This is a genomic window from Thioalkalivibrio sp., assembly GCF_041685615.1.
In the GTDB taxonomy this organism is placed as follows: domain Bacteria; phylum Pseudomonadota; class Gammaproteobacteria; order Ectothiorhodospirales; family Ectothiorhodospiraceae; genus Thioalkalivibrio.
This window is the reverse complement of record NZ_JAWLFK010000044.1, coordinates 1-18,657: the sequence shown is the minus strand read 5'-3', so window position 1 is coordinate 18,657 and position 18,657 is coordinate 1. Positions and strand designations below refer to the sequence as shown.

Here is an 18,657-nt window from a genome sequence, read left to right as displayed (position 1 = left end):
GAGTTGGAGCCGAACACCAGGTCGATGCGGCTGGCGGTCCACTTCACCTGGTCGCGCTTGCGGTCGCGGACCTCGTAGACGCCGTTGTCCGTGGGCTTCCAGGCGTTGGCCATGTCGGTCAGGTTGACGAAGAAGTCGTTCGTCAACTGGCCTTCACGGTCGGTGAACACACCGTGCTTGCTGCCCCCGAAGTTGGTGCCCAGCACGCGCATGCCACCGATCAGCACGGTCATCTCCGGCGCGGTCAGGCCCAACAACTGGGCGCGGTCGAGCAGCATCTCCTCTGGCTTGACCACGTAGTCCTTCTTCAGCCAGTTGCGGAAGCCATCCGCCAGCGGCTCCAGCGGCTCGAAGGAGTCCGCGTCGGTCATCTCGGCGCTGGCGTCACCTCGACCCGGGATGAACGGCACCAGCACGTCGTGACCGGCCGCGCGGGCCGCCTGCTCGATGCCCACGCTACCGCCCAGCACGATCAGGTCGGCCACGCTGGCCCCGGTCTCGCCGGAGAGCTGCTCGTAGACCCTGAGCACCCTGGCCAGGCGCTGCGGCTCGTTGCCTTCCCAGTCCTTTTGCGGGGCCAGGCGGATATGGGCACCGTTGGCGCCGCCGCGCATGTCGGAGCCGCGAAAGGTTCGGGCACTGTCCCAGGCCGTGCTAACCAACTCGGCGATGGTGAGGCCGCTCTCGGCAATCTTCTGCCTGGTGGCCTCGACACAGTAATCGGTGGTGCCGGCCGGCACCGGGTCCTGCCAGATCAGGTCTTCCTGTGGCGCGTCCGGCCCGATGTAGCGGGTCTTCGGGCCCATGTCGCGGTGGGTCAGCTTGAACCAGGCGCGGGCGAAGCAATCCCTGAAGTACTCGGAATCCTTGCGGAACGCGTCCATGTACTTGCGATAGACGGGGTCCATCTTCATCGCCATGTCCGCATCGGTCATGATCGGGTTATGGCGGATGGACGGATCCGTGGCATCGACCGGCTTGTCCTCCTCCTTTATGTCCACCGGCTCCCACTGCCAGGCACCGGCCGGGCTCTTCCTGAGCTCCCATTCGTGGTCGAGCAGGGCCTCGAAATAGCCCATGTCGAACTGGGTCGGGTTCTTGGTCCAGGCCCCCTCGATACCCGAGGAGACGGCGTTGGCGGCCTTGCCCTGCATGTCGGGATTTCTCCAGCCGAAGCCCTGCTCCTCGACATCGGCGCCTTCGGGCTCGGGACCCAGGGCGCCGGCATCGCCGTTGCCGTGGCACTTGCCCACGGTGTGTCCGCCGGCGGTCAGCGCCGCGGTCTCTTCATCGTCCATGGCCATGCGGGCGAAGGTCTCGCGGACCTGCTCGCCGGTCTTGATCGGGTCGGGCTTGCCGTTGACCCCTTCCGGGTTCACATAGATCAGGCCCATCTGGACGGCCGCCAGGGGGTTCTCCATGGTGTCGGGTTTGTCGACGTCGGCATACCGTTCGTCGGAGGGTGCCAGCCATTCCTTCTCCGCCCCCCAGTAGGTGTCCTTCTCGGGATGCCAGATGTCTTCGCGCCCGAAGGAAAAACCGAAGGTCTTCAGGCCCATGTTCTCGTAGGCCACGGTACCGGCCAGGATGATCAGATCCGCCCAGCTGATCTTGTTGCCGTACTTCTTCTTGATCGGCCACAGCAGGCGGCGCGCCTTGTCCAGGCTGACGTTGTCGGGCCAGCTGTTGATCGGCGCGAAGCGCTGGTTGCCGGTGCCGCCGCCACCCCGGCCATCGGCGATTCGGTAGGTGCCCGCCGCGTGCCAGGACATGCGGATCATCAGCCCGCCGTAATGGCCCCAGTCGGCCGGCCACCACGCCTGGCTCTCGGTCAGCAGCGCGTGCATATCCTTTTTCAGGGCGTCGAAGTCGAGCTTCCGGACCTCTTCCCGGTAGTCGAAGTCCTCGCCCATCGGGTTGGTCTTGCGGTCATGCTGGTGGAGGATGTCCAGATTCAGCGCCTCCGGCCACCAGTCCATGACCGAGTGGCCGGCGGCGGTCTCGCCGCCGTGCATGACCGGGCATTTGCCCATGTTCTGATGCTCACCCATATCGTTCTCCATGTTCGCTGCGTTCAGCTTGTTCGTGTTGCGGAGACCGCCATCCATTTGGGATCGACGGCTTTCCTCAGGGACCGCAAGCCGTTCCCGATACTGGCCGCCTTCGGCCAGGCAGGCGCTTCACCGTCCATGTGCCTTGAACCTAGGCCCCGGGACCCATTAGTTCCAGTTGATATTCGCCATGATCGAGATAGCCTTCCCCTATCCCGCTGTGGGTACCCCAAGGCCGCCATTGGCTACAGGATGCTTTCGATCGCGCGGCGCAGGTCGGCGGAGTCGGGGCCGGCCTGGCTGGGGAAGTGCGCGACCACCCGGCCTTCCCGGTCGACCACGTACTTGAAGAAGTTCCAGCGCGGGGCGTCGGCCTGGCGCGCCAGTTCGCGAAAAATCGGGTGGGCATCCGCGCCACGCACGCCGATCGGCCTGAACATGTCGAAGGTGACGCCAAAGTTCTCGAAACACACCCGGGCGGTCTCGGCCTCGTCGTCGGCCTCCTGGTTGAAATCATGGGAAGGAAAGCCCACCACCTTCAGCCCCCGGTCCCGGTAGTTCCGATGCAACTGTTCCAGTCCACCGAACTGGTCGGTGTAACCGCAGTGGCTGGCGGTGTTGATGATCAGCAGCGGATGGCCCTGGAAGCGCTCCTGCAGATTCACGATCTCGGACGCATGCAACCGGCCCATCTCGTGCTGGAACAGGGCCTCGGTATCGGGCTCCGTGGCGCTTGCGCAGGCCATCGGCAGCACCAGCAACAGGGAAGCGAACAGAGGCACAAAACGGGACATCGCAAACTCTCCACAGGGACTTGACCATCAGACCAGCGGCGCACCCGCGGGTTCTGTGGAGGGCAGGCTCGGGACCGTCAGCCCGGGGCCACGATGGCGTCGAACGTCCTCCATGTCGGTGCTTCCTTCCGGAAACGCTATGGCCTCACGGGCATGTCAGACGTACCCTTGATCGTGGACATCAACGAAGTCTCTAGCCGATGATTGCCTACACCCGCCCGCTCCTGCTGCTCGCCATCATCCTGCCGCTGACCACGGGCTGCACGGCCGTGAAGGTCGCCGGCGCCACGGGAAGCGCCGCCGTCAGCGTCACCACCGGCACCGTAAAAGCGACCGGCAAGACCGCCGGAGCGGTGGGACATGCCATCACTCCGGGCAGCAAACAGGACGGGGACGACGACTGAGATCCAGGCCGGGGACAGACGCAAGCCGCGAACTGTGTTTACTCGGCGCTCCTGACCGCAACGGCGGTTCCAAAGGCGCGCACGCTGGACCCTGGGCCGCAAAGGGACCCCTGCACTGCGAGATTATGCGGCCAAGGGGGATGGCCGCCCCGTTTCTTGTCTTGCCAGGCCCGAGTGACGGTGGCAGGTCTTATCGAGCGCCGCCTTCGCTTCCCCGTTCGCATGGCAGTCCTGCACGCCACCAGGCGACCATGCCGCCGCGAAGCTGCCGGGCCTCGTAGCCGCGGGACCGCAGCTTGCGCACGGCAGGGATACTGCGGTGTGCACTGAGGCAGATCGCCACTACGGGGCGATCGGGATCGAGTCCCAGGTCCGCCAGGCGTGTGTTGGAAAACTGCGTGATCGGGAGGTGACGCGCGCCCGGGATCCGACTCCGACGATGCTCGACACCGGTGCGCACATCCAGCACCTGCACCTCGGCATTCTCCATCGCCTGCGCCAGTTCTTCGGGGCTCATCTCCGGCACGCGGCCGAACGGCCACCACTGGCTCAAACCCATCGTGATCACCTCCTCCCCACACTGCCCGTGACTACCCCCAAGGGAAACACTGATCAATGTACACGCTCGCGCTCGAGTATGAGTCCATGAAAAACGAGCGCGCTCCAATGGCGTTTCATCGCTACCATGGAATCCGACGGGCTGCTCCGGCCGGTTGCCACGGCCGGGGTGACGAGGTGGTGGGCAGCCGCAGGGTGTCAGTTGCTGCCCCTCCGGTTGTGCCTCCTTTGTATTCTTCCCGCCTTCCCCCTTCCTGCGAATGTCGGGTCCGGAGCCGGATGCGGGCGTGGATCGGGGTTACAGGTCGGAGTATTTCCGGGCGTTGCCGCGGGCCTCGTCCACGGGGTACTTCCGGGCGTTGACCTCCAGCTTGTCGCTGACGGCCTCGACCGGGTCGATGTCGAGCTTACGCGCCAGGAGCAGGAGGTAGATCTGCACGTCCGCGAGCTCTTGCCGGACCGCTTCATGGGCCTCGGCGGACAGGTGCTGCGACTGTTCCTGGGTCAGCCACTGGAACCGCTCGATCAACTCGCCGACCTCCCCTGCCAGGGCCATGGAAAGATTCTTCGGCGAATTGAACTGCGCCCGGTCCCGTTCATCGACGAACGCCTCCAGCCGCGAGGCCAGTTCCTCCAGCCCCTGCGCTCTGCGCGGATCTCCTCTCATCGCATCCCCGTGGCATCGACTCGCTGGCTTGCCTGTATCGTACCGAAGGGGCGCGGGCTCCAGTAATCCAGGAACACCACCGCAGAGTATTATTGCTATGGTTCTGGCGCAGCACTCGAGCACGAGCCAGGCAAAAAACGGGAAGACTGCGCGGATGGACGTCTTTTACAGCCGATTATCGGAGAAGATCAGCGACCTGATCCTCGCGGTGATCGCGCTTGGCTTGCTGGTCGTGTCGGTCGAATACGTGCAGTTCCTGACCGATCACCCGGGTACCTTCGCGGACCCTGAATTCTGGAAGCGCATCGCGCTGGCGCTTCTCGTGACGGTGTTTACCGCCTACAAGTTCGTGGCCTACTCGGCCTATTTCTGCGCGCCGGCCAACGCGGCCCGACTGGCGCAGCTGAGCCCGGTGCGCATGATCCTGATGTTCCTGTGCGACCTCGCCCAGGTGATGCTGGTGGCCTGGCTGTACGCGGTGCTGTTGATCGGGCACCTGACGTCGCTCGGTGGGCGCGAGGGGGCGACCGACGTGACACTGGGCGACAACATGATCCCGTTCCTCTTCCTGTTCATGGCGCTGTGGCATGTCACGGTCCTTCTCTGGTACACGGTGGCCCGGGGGACCTGGCGCGACCGGGCCGTGCACGGCGGCTTCGCCGTGGCCTATCTGCTTGCGATCGGGATGCTGGCCCTGGCGGACGGCGTGCTCTCCAGGGAATGGACCGACTGGATCGCAATCGCCTTCTACGGGGCCTGCGTGGTGTTGCTCTATCGGCTCAAGGCCATTCCGGACATCGCAAACGCCCTGCGCCGCAGCAGCTGAGGGAGGTTTCGCAGGGCGCCGTGTCAGATGTTTGCTCCTGCGTGACCTTGGATCAGCCCCCACCTTCGGCATCCCAACCGATCGTCGTGGCCTTTGCGACGCCCGGCAATGACACGTCCCTGGCGGATCGCCACGTGAGGACATCCGTCCCTGCCCTCGCCATCCGGGGCCTGTTGGGCCATGCTCCGGGTTGTGGGTGGATGAAGCCGGGCTCGTTTTGCAGCGGCCATCGGGTACCCGTCATTTCGAATGACAAGGAGCACGCGCATGAACCTGGAGAAGGTGATCTTCGGCTTTTTCATCATCCTGGCGTTCACGCTGAACTTCGGGTTCTTTCTCGGCGAGATCGACAATCCGGCGCATCACAACGTGTACGAGCTGTTCGCGGCCATCGTGGTGAACGTCGTGGCCACCGCCCTGAAGCTGGGGGATCGGACGCAGACCGGGGCGCTGCTGCTGGCCAGCTCGCTGGTGGCGGTGCTGCAGCTGATCGCGGCCGCGGTGGTATGGGGCTACGCCAGCCACGTGCATGCCGGAGGCATGGATGCAATGTTCATGGCCAGCATCGTTTCACTGGCGGGCGGGGCCATGGTGGCGAACCTGATCTCGGTGCTGCTGCTGATCGCGGATACGGTGGCCCTGCGCCGCTGACACCGGCCGCGACTGCCACCGAACCCCGCGCCGTGCCTGCCACCATCAACAAGGTGCTATTCCTGTTCCTTCGGCGCATGCGGGCGCCCCTGCTCGCGCTGACGGCGGCCTATTCAATCTCCGTTCTCGGCCTGGTGCTGATCCCCGGCGTGGACGACCAGGGGGAACCCTGGCGCATGGATTTTTTCCATGCGTTCTACTTCGTCACCTACATGGCCACGACCATCGGCTTCGGCGAGATCCCCCACGCCTTCACCGAGGCACAGAGGATGTGGACGGTGTTTGCCGTGTACCTGTCGGTGGTGGCCTGGCTATACGCAATCGGCAAGATCCTCGCGCTGATCCAGGACCCGGCCTTCCGCCTGGCGGTCAGCCAGCACGCGTTCGACCGCACCATCCGCAAGCTGCAGCGGTCGTTTTTTATCGTCTGCGGATATGGCGACACGGGTGCCCTGGTGGTGCGTTCCCTGCTCGGGCGCAACGGCTTTGCCGTGGTGATCGATCAGAACCCGGACCGCATCAACGAGCTGACCCTGGAGGATTACGCGCTGCAGATTCCCGGCCTGTGCGCGGATGCCAGTGTCGCCAGTCGCCTGCTCGACGCCGGGCTGCTCAACCCGCACTGCCGGGGGGTGGTAGCGCTGACCAGTGACGACGCAGTGAACCTGCGCATCGCCATCGCGGCCAAGCTCCTGAATCCGGACCGCCCGGTCATCTGCCGCGCCGAGAGCCATGACACGGCGAGGAACATGGCCTCGTTCGGGACCGACCAGATCATCAACCCGTTCGACATCTTCGGCCAGCGACTCGCACTGGCGCTGCATTCTCCCGCGCACCATCTGCTGCACGAGTGGCTGGGAAACATCCCTGGAAGCCCGCTGCCGATGCCGATCGATCCGCCCTGCGGCCGCTGGATCCTGTGCGGCTTCGGGCGCTTCGGAAAGGCCGTCCATGCCGGTCTGCTCCAGGAAGGCGTGGACGTGACCCTGGTGGAGGCGGATCCCGAGGGCACGGACTGCCCGCCCGACTGCATCGAGGGGCGTGGCACCGAGGCGGATACCCTGCGCGAGGCCGGCATCGAGACCGCCTCCGGCATCGTGGCCGGCACCGGCCGCGACGACTACAACCTGTCGATCGTGATGACCGCGCGCGAGCTGAATCCGGAGCTGTTCATGGTCGGACGCCAGAACCGCGAGAGTAGCTCACTGCTATTCGCCGCTGCCGATCTGCCGCTGGTGATGCGTCATGACCGGGTCGCTCCACGACGAACGCGAGGCTTCGCAGGGGCGGCCCCAAGGTTCGGATGGAAGGAAATCTTTTTCTGCAGAAAGGTACTCAAGCCACGAAGGTGAGCGCCGTGAGCCAGGTCGTGAAGGAAGTCCTAGTTGCGGAGTCTCCCAAGGTTGTCCTCGGCCTACCTGGGGACAACCTCGGGAGACTCCACATCAGGCTGTGGTGGCATACGTGAGGCGCATCGAGGTGCGGGCGCTGCTGCCCGATTACATCCCCGTCTACGGCTGCATTTACGACCGAAAAATCAGGGAGCTGAAAAGAGATCAAGGAGGCAACGGTAGCCGGCAAGTCCACCTGAGCCGATGCGTCCCAAAGGCCGGATCAGACCAGGGTCCCCGCCAGGCCAAGCGCCCGAAGGCGCGCGGTCTTCTTGTGCTGGTGCTCCTGCATTCGGCGCAGGATGCCGTCCAGCGTGTGCACTGCGTCGAGTACGTACGGCCCCTTATTGAGCATGACGCATTCGGCCCGGCCGGACATGGCAGCGTCGGTGATCTCCGGGCGCGAGGCAATGCCCTTCTGAGCCAGGGTTTCCAGGACCTGGGTGGCCCAGATCGCCGGCACGTGGGCAGCCTCACACAGCCAGAGGATCTCCTCCTGGATCTCGGCCATGCGCTCACCCCCAATCTCTACGGCCAGGTCGCCCCGAGCAATCATGATGCCCAGGGGATGTCTGCCGATCGTACTCAGGATGATCTCGGGCAGACGGGAAAGGGCGCGCTGGGTCTCGATCTTGGCCACGATACCGAGACCGGCGACGCCTCTCCGGGAAAGGGCCAGAATGAGCGCCAGCATGTCCTCGCGGCTCTCCACGAAGGAATACCCCACCAGGTCCGCATGCTCCGCGATGAAATCCAGGTCCTCGAGGTCCTTACCCGTAAGCGGAGGCAGTCCGAGATCGGCGCCGGGAAAATTCAGCCCCTTGTCCGCTTTCACGAGTACACCCTGTGGGCGGCAATGGGTGACCGTCAGATGAATGCCCTCGGCATCCACCCCCTCCACAATGCCACCCAGCTTGCCGTCATCGATCCAGACGGGCTGCCCGGGGGCAAGGCGCTCAAGGGCCTGCGGCGTGGTACAGCTGATACGGGCGGGCGCGAGTACGTGCCCCTGACCATCCAGGCGCGCCGGTTCACCGGGGGAGAGATCCCGCGTCAGGGTGAGGCGGTCACCTCGCCGCACGCGGATCTCCATCGGCCGTACCGGGAACCCACCGAGGCGGATATCCCCTTCCAGCGGATGCCAGACGCCATCCTGATCCGCGCGCTCGGCGCAAATGGAGGTATCCGGGCTGATATAGCAGCCCGCCTGGCAACGGGCCAGCAGGCCGTTCGGGGTGGTGTCAGCCACCTCCAGCGCGCGTTTTTTGCCTCTGGTGTCACGAAAACGCAGGCGATCCCCGGGGCGTAGCCGGTTGAACGCCTGCGCGGGCACAGTTAGACCGGGGAACGCACCCTGATCCCGCGGCCCGTCGCACTTGGCCACAAGTTCGATCGCTGCCGGAGCAAGCACCCGGCCGAACACATCCCGAGCCGGACGCAGGTGCAACACGGGAGGCAACGACGCGACAGGTCCAGTGCGCAGCTTGTGCCCGGCCAGGTCCATCTGGATCCGGCAGGGCCGGTCGAGAGTGCGGGATGCCTCGCGCACATGGCGGATCATGAGTCCCCAGGCCTCACGATCATCGTGGGCGCAGTTGATACGCGCGCAATCCATGCCCGACCCGACCAGGCGCTGCACGAGGCAGGCATCCCGGGCGGCCTCCGTGGGCAGAGTGACCATGATGCGCGCATCCCGTCCATTCGGCGGCGCGCCGAACAGCCGGCGCGTGTTTTCGTCGAGCACCGCAGCGCCGGCCTGGAATTCGATACCCGGGGCGCCTCCGTCGTCAGGCATCTGCTTGGTGATTGCGCCCAGCACTCCAATCACCTTGTCCAGGGCAGCCATCACGTGCGATTCGCTGCGCCCGAGCGAGGAAAGACCGAGACGCAACAACCGGTCCTGCAGAGGCCGCAGGTCCTCGCCGCGCAAGGCCAGGTAATGGGCAAGATTGGCGGCGCTGGGTGTCGGACCCTCCGGAAAGTCCCGGGCGAAACGGGACAGGCGAGTCGCCGCACGCCGCGTGATGCGACCGCGTAGTTCCGTCAGGGCATCGCGCAGACGCCCTGCCTCATCGATCTCGGGCCAAGTGCTCATGAACGGGTTGATTACCACCGGATGATGACGCTTCGGTGACAGCCGGCCTTTGGACGTAGACCCTGGCCCGGCCCGCGCCAGCCTGGGAGCCTCATGGTGCCCTCACGGGCGGATGGCCGCCCCGGACACGCCACGGCGGAAGATCAGAAGACGGCTTCGTCACACTCCGGCAACACCCACGGTTTAAAAAGGCGCGTGCAGCAACCTTCGCGGACGTTGCAGCAACACTCACGACAGACCAGCACACCTACTCCTGCCCTCGGGTCAGGTTCCGGACGAGAAATATGGCCACTACGCTCGAGCAATTCGTACATACCCCTCGAATCGCTTATTTCTCCATGGAAATCGGCCTGCGCAGCGAGATCCCCACTTACAGCGGGGGGCTCGGTGTGCTGGCCGGCGACACCCTGAGAAGCGCCGCCGACCTCGCCATTCCTCTGGTGGGCGTCACACTGACAAGCCGGCTGGGATTTTTTCGGCAGGTACTGGACGAGGCAGGGCGCCAGAGCGAACTCCCGGACCCCTGGGAACCCGGGAACTGGGCTGTGCCGCTGCCGGCAAAGATATCGGTCCCGGTGGCCGATCGCGACGTCTGGGTGCAGGCCTGGCTGTACGTCCTCAGCGGCGCGTCCGAGTACCAGATCCCAGTGCTCTTGCTGGATACTGCGCTGCCCGAGAACAGCCCCGAAGATCAGCACATCACCGACCAGCTCTATGGTGACGGCACCGAATACCGCCTGACCCAGGAGATCGTGTTGGGCATCGGCGGCGCGCGCATGCTTCAGGCCCTGGGTTTTCGCATCAACACGTATCACATGAATGAAGGCCACTCGGCGCTGCTGCCACTGGAACTATTGCGCCGCGAGAAGCACCGCCCGGATCGCCAGGACCCCGCCGGAGAGGTCTACGACGTGGCTCGGGTGCGCGAACAATGCCTTTTCACCACTCACACGCCCGTGGAGGCAGGACACGACCAGTTTGACTACGGCTTGGTGGAGCGCCTCCTGATGCGCTTTATGAGCCTGGATGAGATACGCCGCCTGACGGGAAACCAGCACCTGAACATGACCCACCTCGCCCTGCGGCTGTCAGGCTATGTGAACGGAGTAGCGAAGACTCATGCGGCGGTGTCCCGGCGAATGTTCCCCGATCACCAGGTGCACGCCATCACCAACGGCGTACACCCTGGCACCTGGACTTCCGGACCCATGCAGGAACTGTTCGACCACCACATTCCAGGATGGCGTCATGAGCCGAGTCTCCTGGTGCGCGCGGACCAGATCCCGCCACAGGAGATTCGGGCAGCCCACGCAGAGTCAAAACAAGTCCTCATGGATGCCGTGCGGAGGCTCACCGGAGTCACGCTGGACCCTGACGTGGCGACACTCGGTTTCGCCCGGCGAATGACTGCCTACAAGCGTCCAGATCTTCTGTTCAGTGACCTTGCCCGCCTGAAGGCCATCGCTTCTCAGTGGCCGTTACAAATTGTGATGGCGGGCAAAGCACATCCGCGGGATGCGGGTGGAAAGGCGCTTATCGAACGCCTGTTCCGCATGAAAACCGAATTGTCCGGCAGTGTCCGCATGGTGTTCCTGCCCAATTACAACATGCACCTGGGGCATCTGCTCACCTCCGGCGTCGACCTGTGGGTGAACAACCCGCTACGCCCCCTGGAAGCCTCGGGTACCAGCGGAATGAAGGCCGCATTGAATGGCGTCCCCAATCTGAGTGTACTGGACGGATGGTGGTCGGAGGGCTGCATTGAGGGCGTCACCGGCTGGGCTGTGGGCAACGGCGAAGGGGCAGAATCCAATGGTGGCGATGCAGAGGCGCTGTACACCACACTGAAAGAGAAAGTTCTGCCCCTTTATTATGACGACCGATCCGGCTGGGCCCGGGTAATGCTCGGAGCAATCGCCAAGAACGCTTACTTCTTCAACAGCCACCGGATGATGCGTCGCTATGCCACCGCGGCCTACATTCGTTGACGGGAACAATTGTGGTCTGGGGGGAAGCCGGTAATTCACTGTTTGAAAAAGCCCCGCTTGTCGCCAAAGCGATCCTGGGCGTCCACCCAGCAACCCGTTGAACGCAGGGCTCGACCACCGACTGCCGATCAAAAACGGGCGAAGGAACGCCGTTGTGGCCTTCCTGTCGCAGAATGACCGCTCGGCGGTCACCGCGCCTTGTTCGGGTACAAACGCGACTCGAGCGCGAGCGTGCCACTCAATTCGCGTCTTCCTGGCGGGAATCGGGCAGAAGCCCGATGCTCTCGCGCATCAGTTCCAGCAAGCCATCAACCGCAGACGGATCTTCGGTCTCGAACATCGCGCCCGCCCCACGCTCATCCAACCGCATCACGATGCAATGCCAGACATGGGCTCGGTCATCCCCCCACTCCTCAGGGCTCACGATCAACCGCAGTCGTGTATTCCTCGAGAGCCCCGAATCCGGGAGCTCCATATACAGCCCGCTAAGGCTGACATCCCGCACCCGTCCACTTGCCCTATATTCGGAGTCGCCGGACAGACTCTCCACTACAGCGGTCATACGGACAGGCCTGCGGCGCCCTTCGCGAAGTTCCATTGCCAGACTCCCGCCATGGTCGGCCCGCCACGGCACGTTGCCATCGTTCTACCCAGACTGTAGCGCATGAGTGTTGCAGGGCTGAGTACGATCCCGGCCGGGCTCGAACCCAACCTCGTCCTTGCGCCCCCCACGCTCGGTGCCGCGGCGCCAACGGGTCACCGCGTCCGGCGATCCACAAAAAGGCTGTTGCCCGCCTGCTTCTTGGCCTGGATCTTCAGTTCGGACAGCTGGGTCGCGATATCCAGGGCGTTCTCTGGCCCTCCCGGCAGAACCGGACGCGCCGCCAGCGACAGGGTGACAAGGGGGAAGAACACCTCGACACCCTGGCGATTCTCGAGGAGCAGCCCCCCGGCCTGACAATCCGATGCGTCATAGAATTCGGGGACGATCGCCGCGAAGCCGTGAAGGATCTTCCGGCACGTCGCCTCCCAGCCCTCGGCGCCCAGCAGCAGCATGAAATCATCACCACCCACGTGGCCCACGAAATCTGCCTCGCCCACCTGGGACTGCATCAGCTGCGCCAGCGCAATGAGCAGGCGATCCCCACGGGCATACCCGTATGCGTCATTGAAGGCCTTGAAGTTATCGAGGTCGCAGTAGAGGGCGGTAAAGGGCTCGTTGCCCGCAAGCCATTGGGTCAACGCCTCATTGATGAGCATGTTGCCGGGCAGGCCCGTGAGCGGATTCGCATGCCGCGCCTGACGAATCTGGACTTCGGTAATCTCGCGCAGCAAGTCGACGATATTGCCCATGCCCCGGTAATAACCCTCACTGTCGACGATGACGAAATCGTCATGCTGCCCATCCTGACTGCCCGTGATGCTCTGGCTGAGCTTCGCCAGCGGCGTATCGCCTGCAGTGATCAGCATCCGCGTATCGGCCAGGTCCCGTATCAGGCGGTTGGTATAAAGCGAATGGCTGAACGGATTGGTGAACAGCATCAGAAAGGCATCGCGCCGCACCACACCCATCGGCTTGCCGTAATCGACAACGGGCACGCAGCGTAGCGCCGGGTCACGCCGGAAGCGCTCCACGACGGCCGGAACCGGCGCGTCCGGCGGCACCCCGAGCACAGGGTGCGCGATGCTGGAGGCACACCGTGTCCCTTCCGTGCGCATCGGGGCGCGATCGGGCAGCAGTCGGTCGATTCTGGACGGCGGGATCGCACAGGGTCGAGCGAAGAAGTATCCCTGAAAAAGCGACAGGCCGCGGTCGAGTTCCCAGAGACAGCGGTGCTCCTCCTCGGTTTCGATGCCCTCGACAATCAATTCGCAATCGAGGCTGCGCGCCACATCGAGAATCGAACGCAGGAACTCGCGCTTGGCCGGCGCCTGGTCGATACCGGCCACGAAATGACGGTCGAGCTTGACGAAATCGGGCCGAAGTTCGGACCAGTGACGCAGGCTGGAGTGCCCGGCGCCCAGATCATCCAGTGCGACATGAAAGCCCATCTCGCGATAATGGGTCACGGCCTGCTGCATGAGCACATAGTCATGGATGGGCATGTGCTCGGTCAGCTCAATCACCACCCGGCTGGGCGAGAGCCCTGCATCCTGCAGGAAGCTGAGGGTCAGTCCCTCGCGGAAGTCACGCTCGACGATGGTGGTCGGCATGACATTCAAAAAGAGCCGTCCCGGTAGCCCCAGGGACACGAAACGCTGGATCGCGAGTCTCCGGCACAGCAGATCCAGTTCGACCAGATAGCCCACCCGGGTGGCCACTTCGAACAAACGCACCGGCGAATGCCAGGCAGTCGCTTCCGGGCCCCGTACCAACGCTTCATATCCGTGAATGGCTTGTCGACTCGTATCGACAATGGGCTGGAAATGCACCGTCAGCCGTTCGCCCTCGATGATGCCTCGTAGTGCCTGTGCCTCCTGCCCTTCTGTTGCCAGCACCTTGGCCACGGCCGTGATCCCCTTGTCCCTTCGAACGGCGGTCGAGATTGCCGCAGGTTCTTGACCACGACGTGACAATCATTCTTCACGTGGGGTTACCCCCCGCACCGAGAGGCACCGAGAAGGGCCAGCAAGAGGACTCCATCATCATCCGCTGTACTGCGCGTCACTGACCCATGCCAGACCCCCAAAGGGGCTGGTTTTCGATCACGGCACCCGCCGCAGCGCCCCCCCTCGTATAGCAAGCAGGATTGAGTCTTCAGGCCGAAGTGTTCCGGCGCCCCGGCCCCGGCGCGTTCAATAACACATTCAGGAGCGCCACACGCGCCAATAGGCATGCAGCCGTATTCGCATCGCTTTCGGCTTCTCGGCATACAGGCGCTGCCCCAGCGGGAGCGCCTGGTGGCGCAGCAAGGCCTTGTGATCAGCCAGCTGACGGCGGAGGCCTGCGTGTGTCTCGGTGTCGATCACGCCTTCGGGCAGACCGTCTAGCGTCGCGCTCAGCACGGTCAGGTCATGCTCATCCCCCAGCAGATCCGAAAGCGCTTCCAGCGCACCGACGTGCGATTGCATCACCTCCGGCCAGACCGGCTGCAACAGCCGAAGGTGACTCCAGTGTTCTTTGACGCGCTTGCGCCAGGCATGCCACCGGGTGTCATCCGGATCCTCGATCGCGCCCCCGAGGGCCTCGCGCCCCCGCCGGTAAGTGCGCTCGAGGCCGGGCCCCAGGAGCGCGAACCCCTTGCGTCGCAACGGCAGGGCCAGAAATTCCGCACGGGTTTCCCGCAACACCCCCGCCACGTACTGACGTTGCAACTCCAGCGATTGCCCCCCGGCCGGTTCCGGCGCGTTCCGGGCCGCGAGGTAGTCTTCAAGCCGGTTCACGGATGGCAGACCACTATCGCCGGTCAGGGTGCGCAGCGTCGCCAGGACAACCTCGGCATCGCGGGCTCCGGAGAGTGCCCGCCCCAGATCCCGGAACACCCGATTGCGCTCGCGGAAGGCTTCTCCGGGCAACGCCGGCTCCACCAGTCGCAACAGCGCGCGCAGTCGCTTCAGCCGTTTTCGGGTCTCGTGCACCGCTCGGGCGCCGGGCATATCGGTATCGAGCAACTCCGCCTCGGCGTTCCGCATTTCTTCGTTCGCCACTCGGCGGATGCCAGCGGGAACCGACTCGGTGCGTCTGAATGCAAATGCCATGGCGACCCCTCGACGAGATCCACTCAGGAGATCCCGACCCTTTCCGCGATCTCGCACCAGAGCGCACGATACTGCCGCGTAACAGGATCGTTCGGGGCAAACGCCGGCAAGGGCTGCATCTGCTCCCCCATGCGTTCCACGATCGCGGCATACGGGATTTCGGTTGCCAAGAGCCGCTTGAGCGAAGCGGGCGGGTCCTCGCGAAGGCCCCGGTGAAGCTTGCGCCGCCGATCCACCTGCGAGAAGAACGGATACAGCTGCTTGTGCCCCAGACGTCTGTCCTTCATGAAGGTCTGCACCTGTTCATAGGAACGCAGGGACAGCGCGGAGGGAATCAGGGGAACCAGTACGGCATCAGTGGCCGCGAACACCTGCTGCGCGAGCTCCGACAGGCTGGGTGGGCAGTCCAGCACCACCAGCGAGTAGTCTTCTCCGAACGGCGAGATCAGTGTCGCCAGCGTCCGGTCTCCCTCGGCATGGCGTTTCACGGCCACGTCCAGGTCGCGGTAGGCGAACTCCGACGGGATCAAGTCCAGCTTTTCGTATGGCGTGGACACGACCAGATGGCCCACCGGAATCTTCCGCCTGAGGATCTTCTTGAGCGCCCCGTTGCCCGATTCGCGCGGCGCCAGATACCAGCCCCCGGCCCCCTGAGGATCGAGATCCCAGAAAAGCGTCCGCAGGCCGGACGCCGCCGCCAGCCAGGCACAATTAACCGCTGCGGAGGTCTTGCCGACACCGCCTTTCAGGTTGTAAAAGGCTATGGTTTTCATGGGTATGTCGTGGCCAGCGCCACCGTAAGACAAGTTACTGGACGCTACCACATACTTTGCAGGGCTCGTCACCGTGGCCGGCCGAATTCGAGCGCGAAAGGGGCGCCGCCGAAGTGAGCGTCGATACAACGGGCCGCCCCTCTTCTTCGACCCACCGGTACCCGGCCGGGCCCCGGTGCGAGGGATGGCGTGCGCTACACTGGGTCGCCAGCCTCACTCCGTTCGGTGCCGCCGCTCGTCATGCTGCTCACCTTGCTGATCATGTTCGCCCTGCTGGGCCTGGGTTTCGCGCTGATGCTGTGGCACGCACGGCTGGTGTTCTCGATCGAGTTGCGCGATGGCCAGGCGCGCGTGCGGCACGGCAAGCCGCCGTCGCGGTTCGTACGCGGCTGCGAGGACGTGGCGCGGAGGTTTGGCCTGAAGCGCGGCCGCATCCGGGCCGTGCGCATGGACGGGGGTATCGAACTGCGGTTCTCCCGCCATCTCCCGGCGCAGACGCATCAGGCCTTCCGCAACGTCTGGACACCACCACCCGGCGGAGGCGGTGGCGGGGGCCTGCGCGCGACGGGATAGCACCGCGAGCGATTCAATATGTGTCAGGTCTCGCCTGGTCATATACACGTTTCCGAAACAAATCGGGGCGTTCATGCTGCCAGGCCTTGAGGGTTTCCACCGGGGTCCGATGCCCCAGCGCCTTCTGGCCGATGTGATGGTTGTAGAGCCGCTGGTAGTGCCGCAGGGCTTCGTCCAGGTGCTGACCGGAGTCGAAGTGCCGCGTCCGCAGCAGATCGGCGATGCGCCCGTTGAAGCGTTCGACCATGCCGTTGGTCTGGGGCCGCTTGGGCCGGATGAGGCGATGCTCGATCCCGTGCTCGGCACACAGCTGGTCGAAGGGGTGATGCCCCGTTGGCTCGCGCTCGCCAGTCGCGGCAAAGCGGTCCGTGAACTCCTTGCCGTTGTCGGTGACGAGGTGGGTGATATGGAACGGCGCTTTCTCGAGCAGCTTCTTCAGAAAGCCGCGCGCGGCCTCAGCGCTCTTGGTGCGCCGCACCTCCAGATAGACCCAGCGGCTGGCCCGGTCGATGGCCACGAACAGGTAGCCACGAGACGTCTGGTCCGCCATCTGCGGCAGGTATTTCACGTCCACGTGCACAAAGCCCGGCACGTAGTCCTTGAACGGCTTGTACGCCGGTTCCTCGGGCTCTCCGTCGCGCTCGCGCTGCAGGGCCCGCAGGTCGCCCACGCCGTGCCGGCGCAGGCAGCGCGCCAGCGCTGCCCGACTCAGCTCCGGGTTCAGGAACTCGCGCGCCACGATCAGCAGGTCATCCAGCGACAGCAGGGCCACTTCCCGAACCTGGACCACGATCGCTTCCTGCTCCGGTGTCAGGGTCGTGTGCAGCCGCTTGGGGCAATGCGACCGATCTTCCACCTCCCGGCGGTAGCGCCACTTGCGCACGGTCATGCGGGTGATGCCGTAGCGCCGGGCCAGCTCGGGATCGCTCACGCCCGGCGGCGCTTCCTGCAGCTCCCGCCGGATCTGGGGTGTGGTCCGCGCGTTCGAATGGATCGTGCTCGCCATGCTATCCCTCCTGCGTGGGCCCGTCGCACACGATACTCAGCCACTCCCGGGCACGAAACAGGGGCGCCTTCTCGTGCGGTATAGAATCATCCGTCACCCAACAAATATGAAACTCAAGCAGTATCAGATCGATGCCTTCGCCGAGCGAACGTTCGAGGGCAATCCCGCGGCCGTCGTTGCTCTGGAACGCTGGCTGGACGATGACCTGCTGCAGGCAATCGCGGAAGAAAACAACCTGTCGGAGACGGCCTTCTTCGTACCCGGCAGCGACGGTTTCGACCTGCGATGGTTTACCCCCGCCAGGGAAGTGGACTTGTGCGGCCACGCCACATTGGCGACGGCCCACGTCATCTTCGAGCATCTCGGATTCCGCGCGCCTGTCATCCGTTTTGAAACACGCAGCGGTGCGTTATTCGTGCGCAAGCAGGACAAGCGCCTGCAGCTGGATTTCCCGGCGTATGCACCGACTCCCTGCGCAATTCCCGAAGCCCTGGAGCAAGTCCTGGGGGTACGCCCCGTCGAGTTGCTCGCGGATGAAGACTACCTGGCGGTGTTCAACAGCGAGGCCACCGTCCGTGCGATGGTGCCCGACCACGCCCGGCTCGCCGAGCTCGACGTGCGCGGGATCATTGTGACCGCGCCCGGCACAGGGGTGGATTTTGTCAGCCGCTTCTTCGCCCCCGGGATGGGCATTCCCGAAGATCCCGTTACCGGCGCCGCCCACTGCAGGTTGGCGCCCTACTGGGCCAGGAGACTGGGCCGGAACCGCCTGTCGGCCCGGCAGGTGTCCAGGCGGGGCGGCAGCCTCGAATGCGAGGTGACGACCGACCGTGTACTGCTTTCCGGGCGTGCGCTCACTTTCCTGGAAGGCGAAATAATCTTGCAGGACCGACCCGGCGCCGACTGATCCGACCGTCTGTCTCTCGCACACAAAAAACGCCCGGGAGAGTCCCGGGCGTCTTCGTCTGCGGGCCGGGCGAACTGCCCGGCTCGGGCCGTGCTTACTGCTGGAACTGCTCCAGGTCGAAGCGGTCGGCGTTCATCACCTTGGTCCAGGCCGCGATGAAGTCCTGCACGAACTTCTCCTCGTTGTCGTCCTGGGCGTACACCTCGGCGTAGCTGCGCAGGATGGAGTTGGAGCCGAACACCAGGTCGATGCGGCTGGCGGTCCACTTCACCTG

General features: G+C 64.5%; 17 protein-coding genes and 1 pseudogene. 7 read left to right on the top strand and 11 right to left on the bottom strand.

The genetic code is table 11. The features are described 5' to 3' along the window. Together katG and ACESLR_RS09395 are read right to left on the bottom strand one after the other, a co-directional pair. Positions 1-2,063, bottom strand: a 2,063-nt coding sequence (katG, locus tag ACESLR_RS09400) for a catalase/peroxidase HPI (RefSeq protein WP_373067078.1), incomplete at its 3' end; no start/stop codon positions are given. 233 nt (positions 2,064-2,296) lie between these two features. Continuing rightward, the gene (locus tag ACESLR_RS09395) at positions 2,297-2,845 is read right to left on the bottom strand and encodes a glutathione peroxidase (protein ID WP_373023823.1); all 549 of its coding nucleotides are present in this window, start codon (positions 2,843-2,845) and stop codon (positions 2,297-2,299) included. Positions 2,846-3,045: 200 nt separating this feature from the next. On the opposite strand from ACESLR_RS09395, the gene ACESLR_RS09390 reads away from it, so the two are divergent. Further along, positions 3,046-3,249, top strand: coding sequence for a hypothetical protein (locus tag ACESLR_RS09390; RefSeq protein WP_373023822.1), 204 nt, complete (start codon positions 3,046-3,048; stop codon positions 3,247-3,249). 190 nt (positions 3,250-3,439) lie between these two features. Here ACESLR_RS09390 and ACESLR_RS09385 read toward each other — a convergent pair whose 3' ends face one another. Both ACESLR_RS09385 and ACESLR_RS09380 read right to left on the bottom strand, forming a co-directional pair. After that, a complete protein-coding gene (locus tag ACESLR_RS09385) occupies positions 3,440-3,808 on the bottom strand; it encodes a rhodanese-like domain-containing protein (protein ID WP_373023821.1) in 369 nt (122 codons plus the stop codon). 297 nt (positions 3,809-4,105) lie between these two features. Then, positions 4,106-4,474 carry a nucleotide pyrophosphohydrolase gene (locus tag ACESLR_RS09380; protein ID WP_373023820.1) on the bottom strand — a complete coding sequence of 123 codons (369 nt, stop codon included), beginning with the start codon at positions 4,472-4,474 and terminating at the stop codon, positions 4,106-4,108. A 154-nt stretch (positions 4,475-4,628) separates the two neighbouring features. Here ACESLR_RS09380 and ACESLR_RS09375 point away from each other — a divergent pair, with 154 nt between their 5' ends. The 3 genes and pseudogenes from ACESLR_RS09375 to ACESLR_RS09365 all read left to right on the top strand — a co-directional run. Next, positions 4,629-5,300, top strand: coding sequence for a hypothetical protein (locus tag ACESLR_RS09375; RefSeq protein WP_373023819.1), 672 nt, complete (start codon positions 4,629-4,631; stop codon positions 5,298-5,300). A gap of 267 nt (positions 5,301-5,567) precedes the next feature. Beyond that, on the top strand, positions 5,568-5,951 hold the full coding sequence (locus tag ACESLR_RS09370) for a DUF6394 family protein (protein WP_373023818.1): 384 nt from the start codon (positions 5,568-5,570) through the stop codon (positions 5,949-5,951). 32 nt (positions 5,952-5,983) lie between these two features. Next, a pseudogene (locus tag ACESLR_RS09365) lies at positions 5,984-7,207 on the top strand (potassium channel family protein); the annotation flags it as partial. A gap of 358 nt (positions 7,208-7,565) precedes the next feature. Here ACESLR_RS09365 and ACESLR_RS09360 read toward each other — a convergent pair. Beyond that, positions 7,566-9,437 carry a pyruvate kinase gene (locus tag ACESLR_RS09360; RefSeq protein WP_373023817.1) on the bottom strand — a complete coding sequence of 624 codons (1,872 nt, stop codon included), beginning with the start codon at positions 9,435-9,437 and terminating at the stop codon, positions 7,566-7,568. A 284-nt stretch (positions 9,438-9,721) separates the two neighbouring features. On the opposite strand from ACESLR_RS09360, the gene glgP reads away from it, so the two are divergent. Next, positions 9,722-11,425 carry an alpha-glucan family phosphorylase gene (gene glgP / locus ACESLR_RS09355; RefSeq protein ID WP_373023816.1) on the top strand — a complete coding sequence of 568 codons (1,704 nt, stop codon included), beginning with the start codon at positions 9,722-9,724 and terminating at the stop codon, positions 11,423-11,425. A gap of 238 nt (positions 11,426-11,663) precedes the next feature. Here glgP and ACESLR_RS09350 read toward each other — a convergent pair whose 3' ends face one another. The 4 genes from ACESLR_RS09350 to ACESLR_RS09335 form a co-directional block, all read right to left on the bottom strand. Further along, on the bottom strand, positions 11,664-12,023 hold the full coding sequence (locus ACESLR_RS09350) for a PilZ domain-containing protein (protein WP_373023815.1): 360 nt from the start codon (positions 12,021-12,023) through the stop codon (positions 11,664-11,666). Positions 12,024-12,181: 158 nt separating this feature from the next. Further along, complete coding sequence (locus ACESLR_RS09345) at positions 12,182-13,933, bottom strand: EAL domain-containing protein (RefSeq protein ID WP_373023814.1); 1,752 nt, start codon at positions 13,931-13,933, stop codon at positions 12,182-12,184. Between the two features lie 300 nt (positions 13,934-14,233). Next, positions 14,234-15,124: a CHAD domain-containing protein gene (locus ACESLR_RS09340; protein ID WP_373023813.1), complete on the bottom strand. Its 891-nt coding sequence runs from the start codon at positions 15,122-15,124 to the stop codon at positions 14,234-14,236. 23 nt (positions 15,125-15,147) lie between these two features. Next, positions 15,148-15,897, bottom strand: a complete 750-nt coding sequence (locus ACESLR_RS09335) for a ParA family protein (RefSeq protein ID WP_373023812.1) — start codon at positions 15,895-15,897, stop codon at positions 15,148-15,150. Positions 15,898-16,137: 240 nt separating this feature from the next. Here ACESLR_RS09335 and ACESLR_RS09330 point away from each other — a divergent pair, with 240 nt between their 5' ends. Beyond that, positions 16,138-16,470, top strand: a complete 333-nt coding sequence (locus tag ACESLR_RS09330; RefSeq protein ID WP_373023811.1) for a DUF3634 family protein — start codon at positions 16,138-16,140, stop codon at positions 16,468-16,470. 13 nt (positions 16,471-16,483) lie between these two features. Here ACESLR_RS09330 and ACESLR_RS09325 read toward each other — a convergent pair whose 3' ends face one another. Beyond that, positions 16,484-17,476, bottom strand: a complete 993-nt coding sequence (locus ACESLR_RS09325; RefSeq protein WP_373023810.1) for an IS481 family transposase — start codon at positions 17,474-17,476, stop codon at positions 16,484-16,486. Positions 17,477-17,582: 106 nt separating this feature from the next. On the opposite strand from ACESLR_RS09325, the gene ACESLR_RS09320 reads away from it, so the two are divergent. After that, entirely contained in the window at positions 17,583-18,383 is an 801-nt protein-coding gene (locus ACESLR_RS09320; RefSeq protein ID WP_373023808.1) for a PhzF family phenazine biosynthesis protein, read from the top strand. A gap of 94 nt (positions 18,384-18,477) precedes the next feature. Here ACESLR_RS09320 and ACESLR_RS09315 read toward each other — a convergent pair. Next, a partial coding sequence (locus ACESLR_RS09315) for a hypothetical protein (RefSeq protein WP_373067074.1) occupies positions 18,478-18,657 on the bottom strand: 180 nt, incomplete at its 5' end.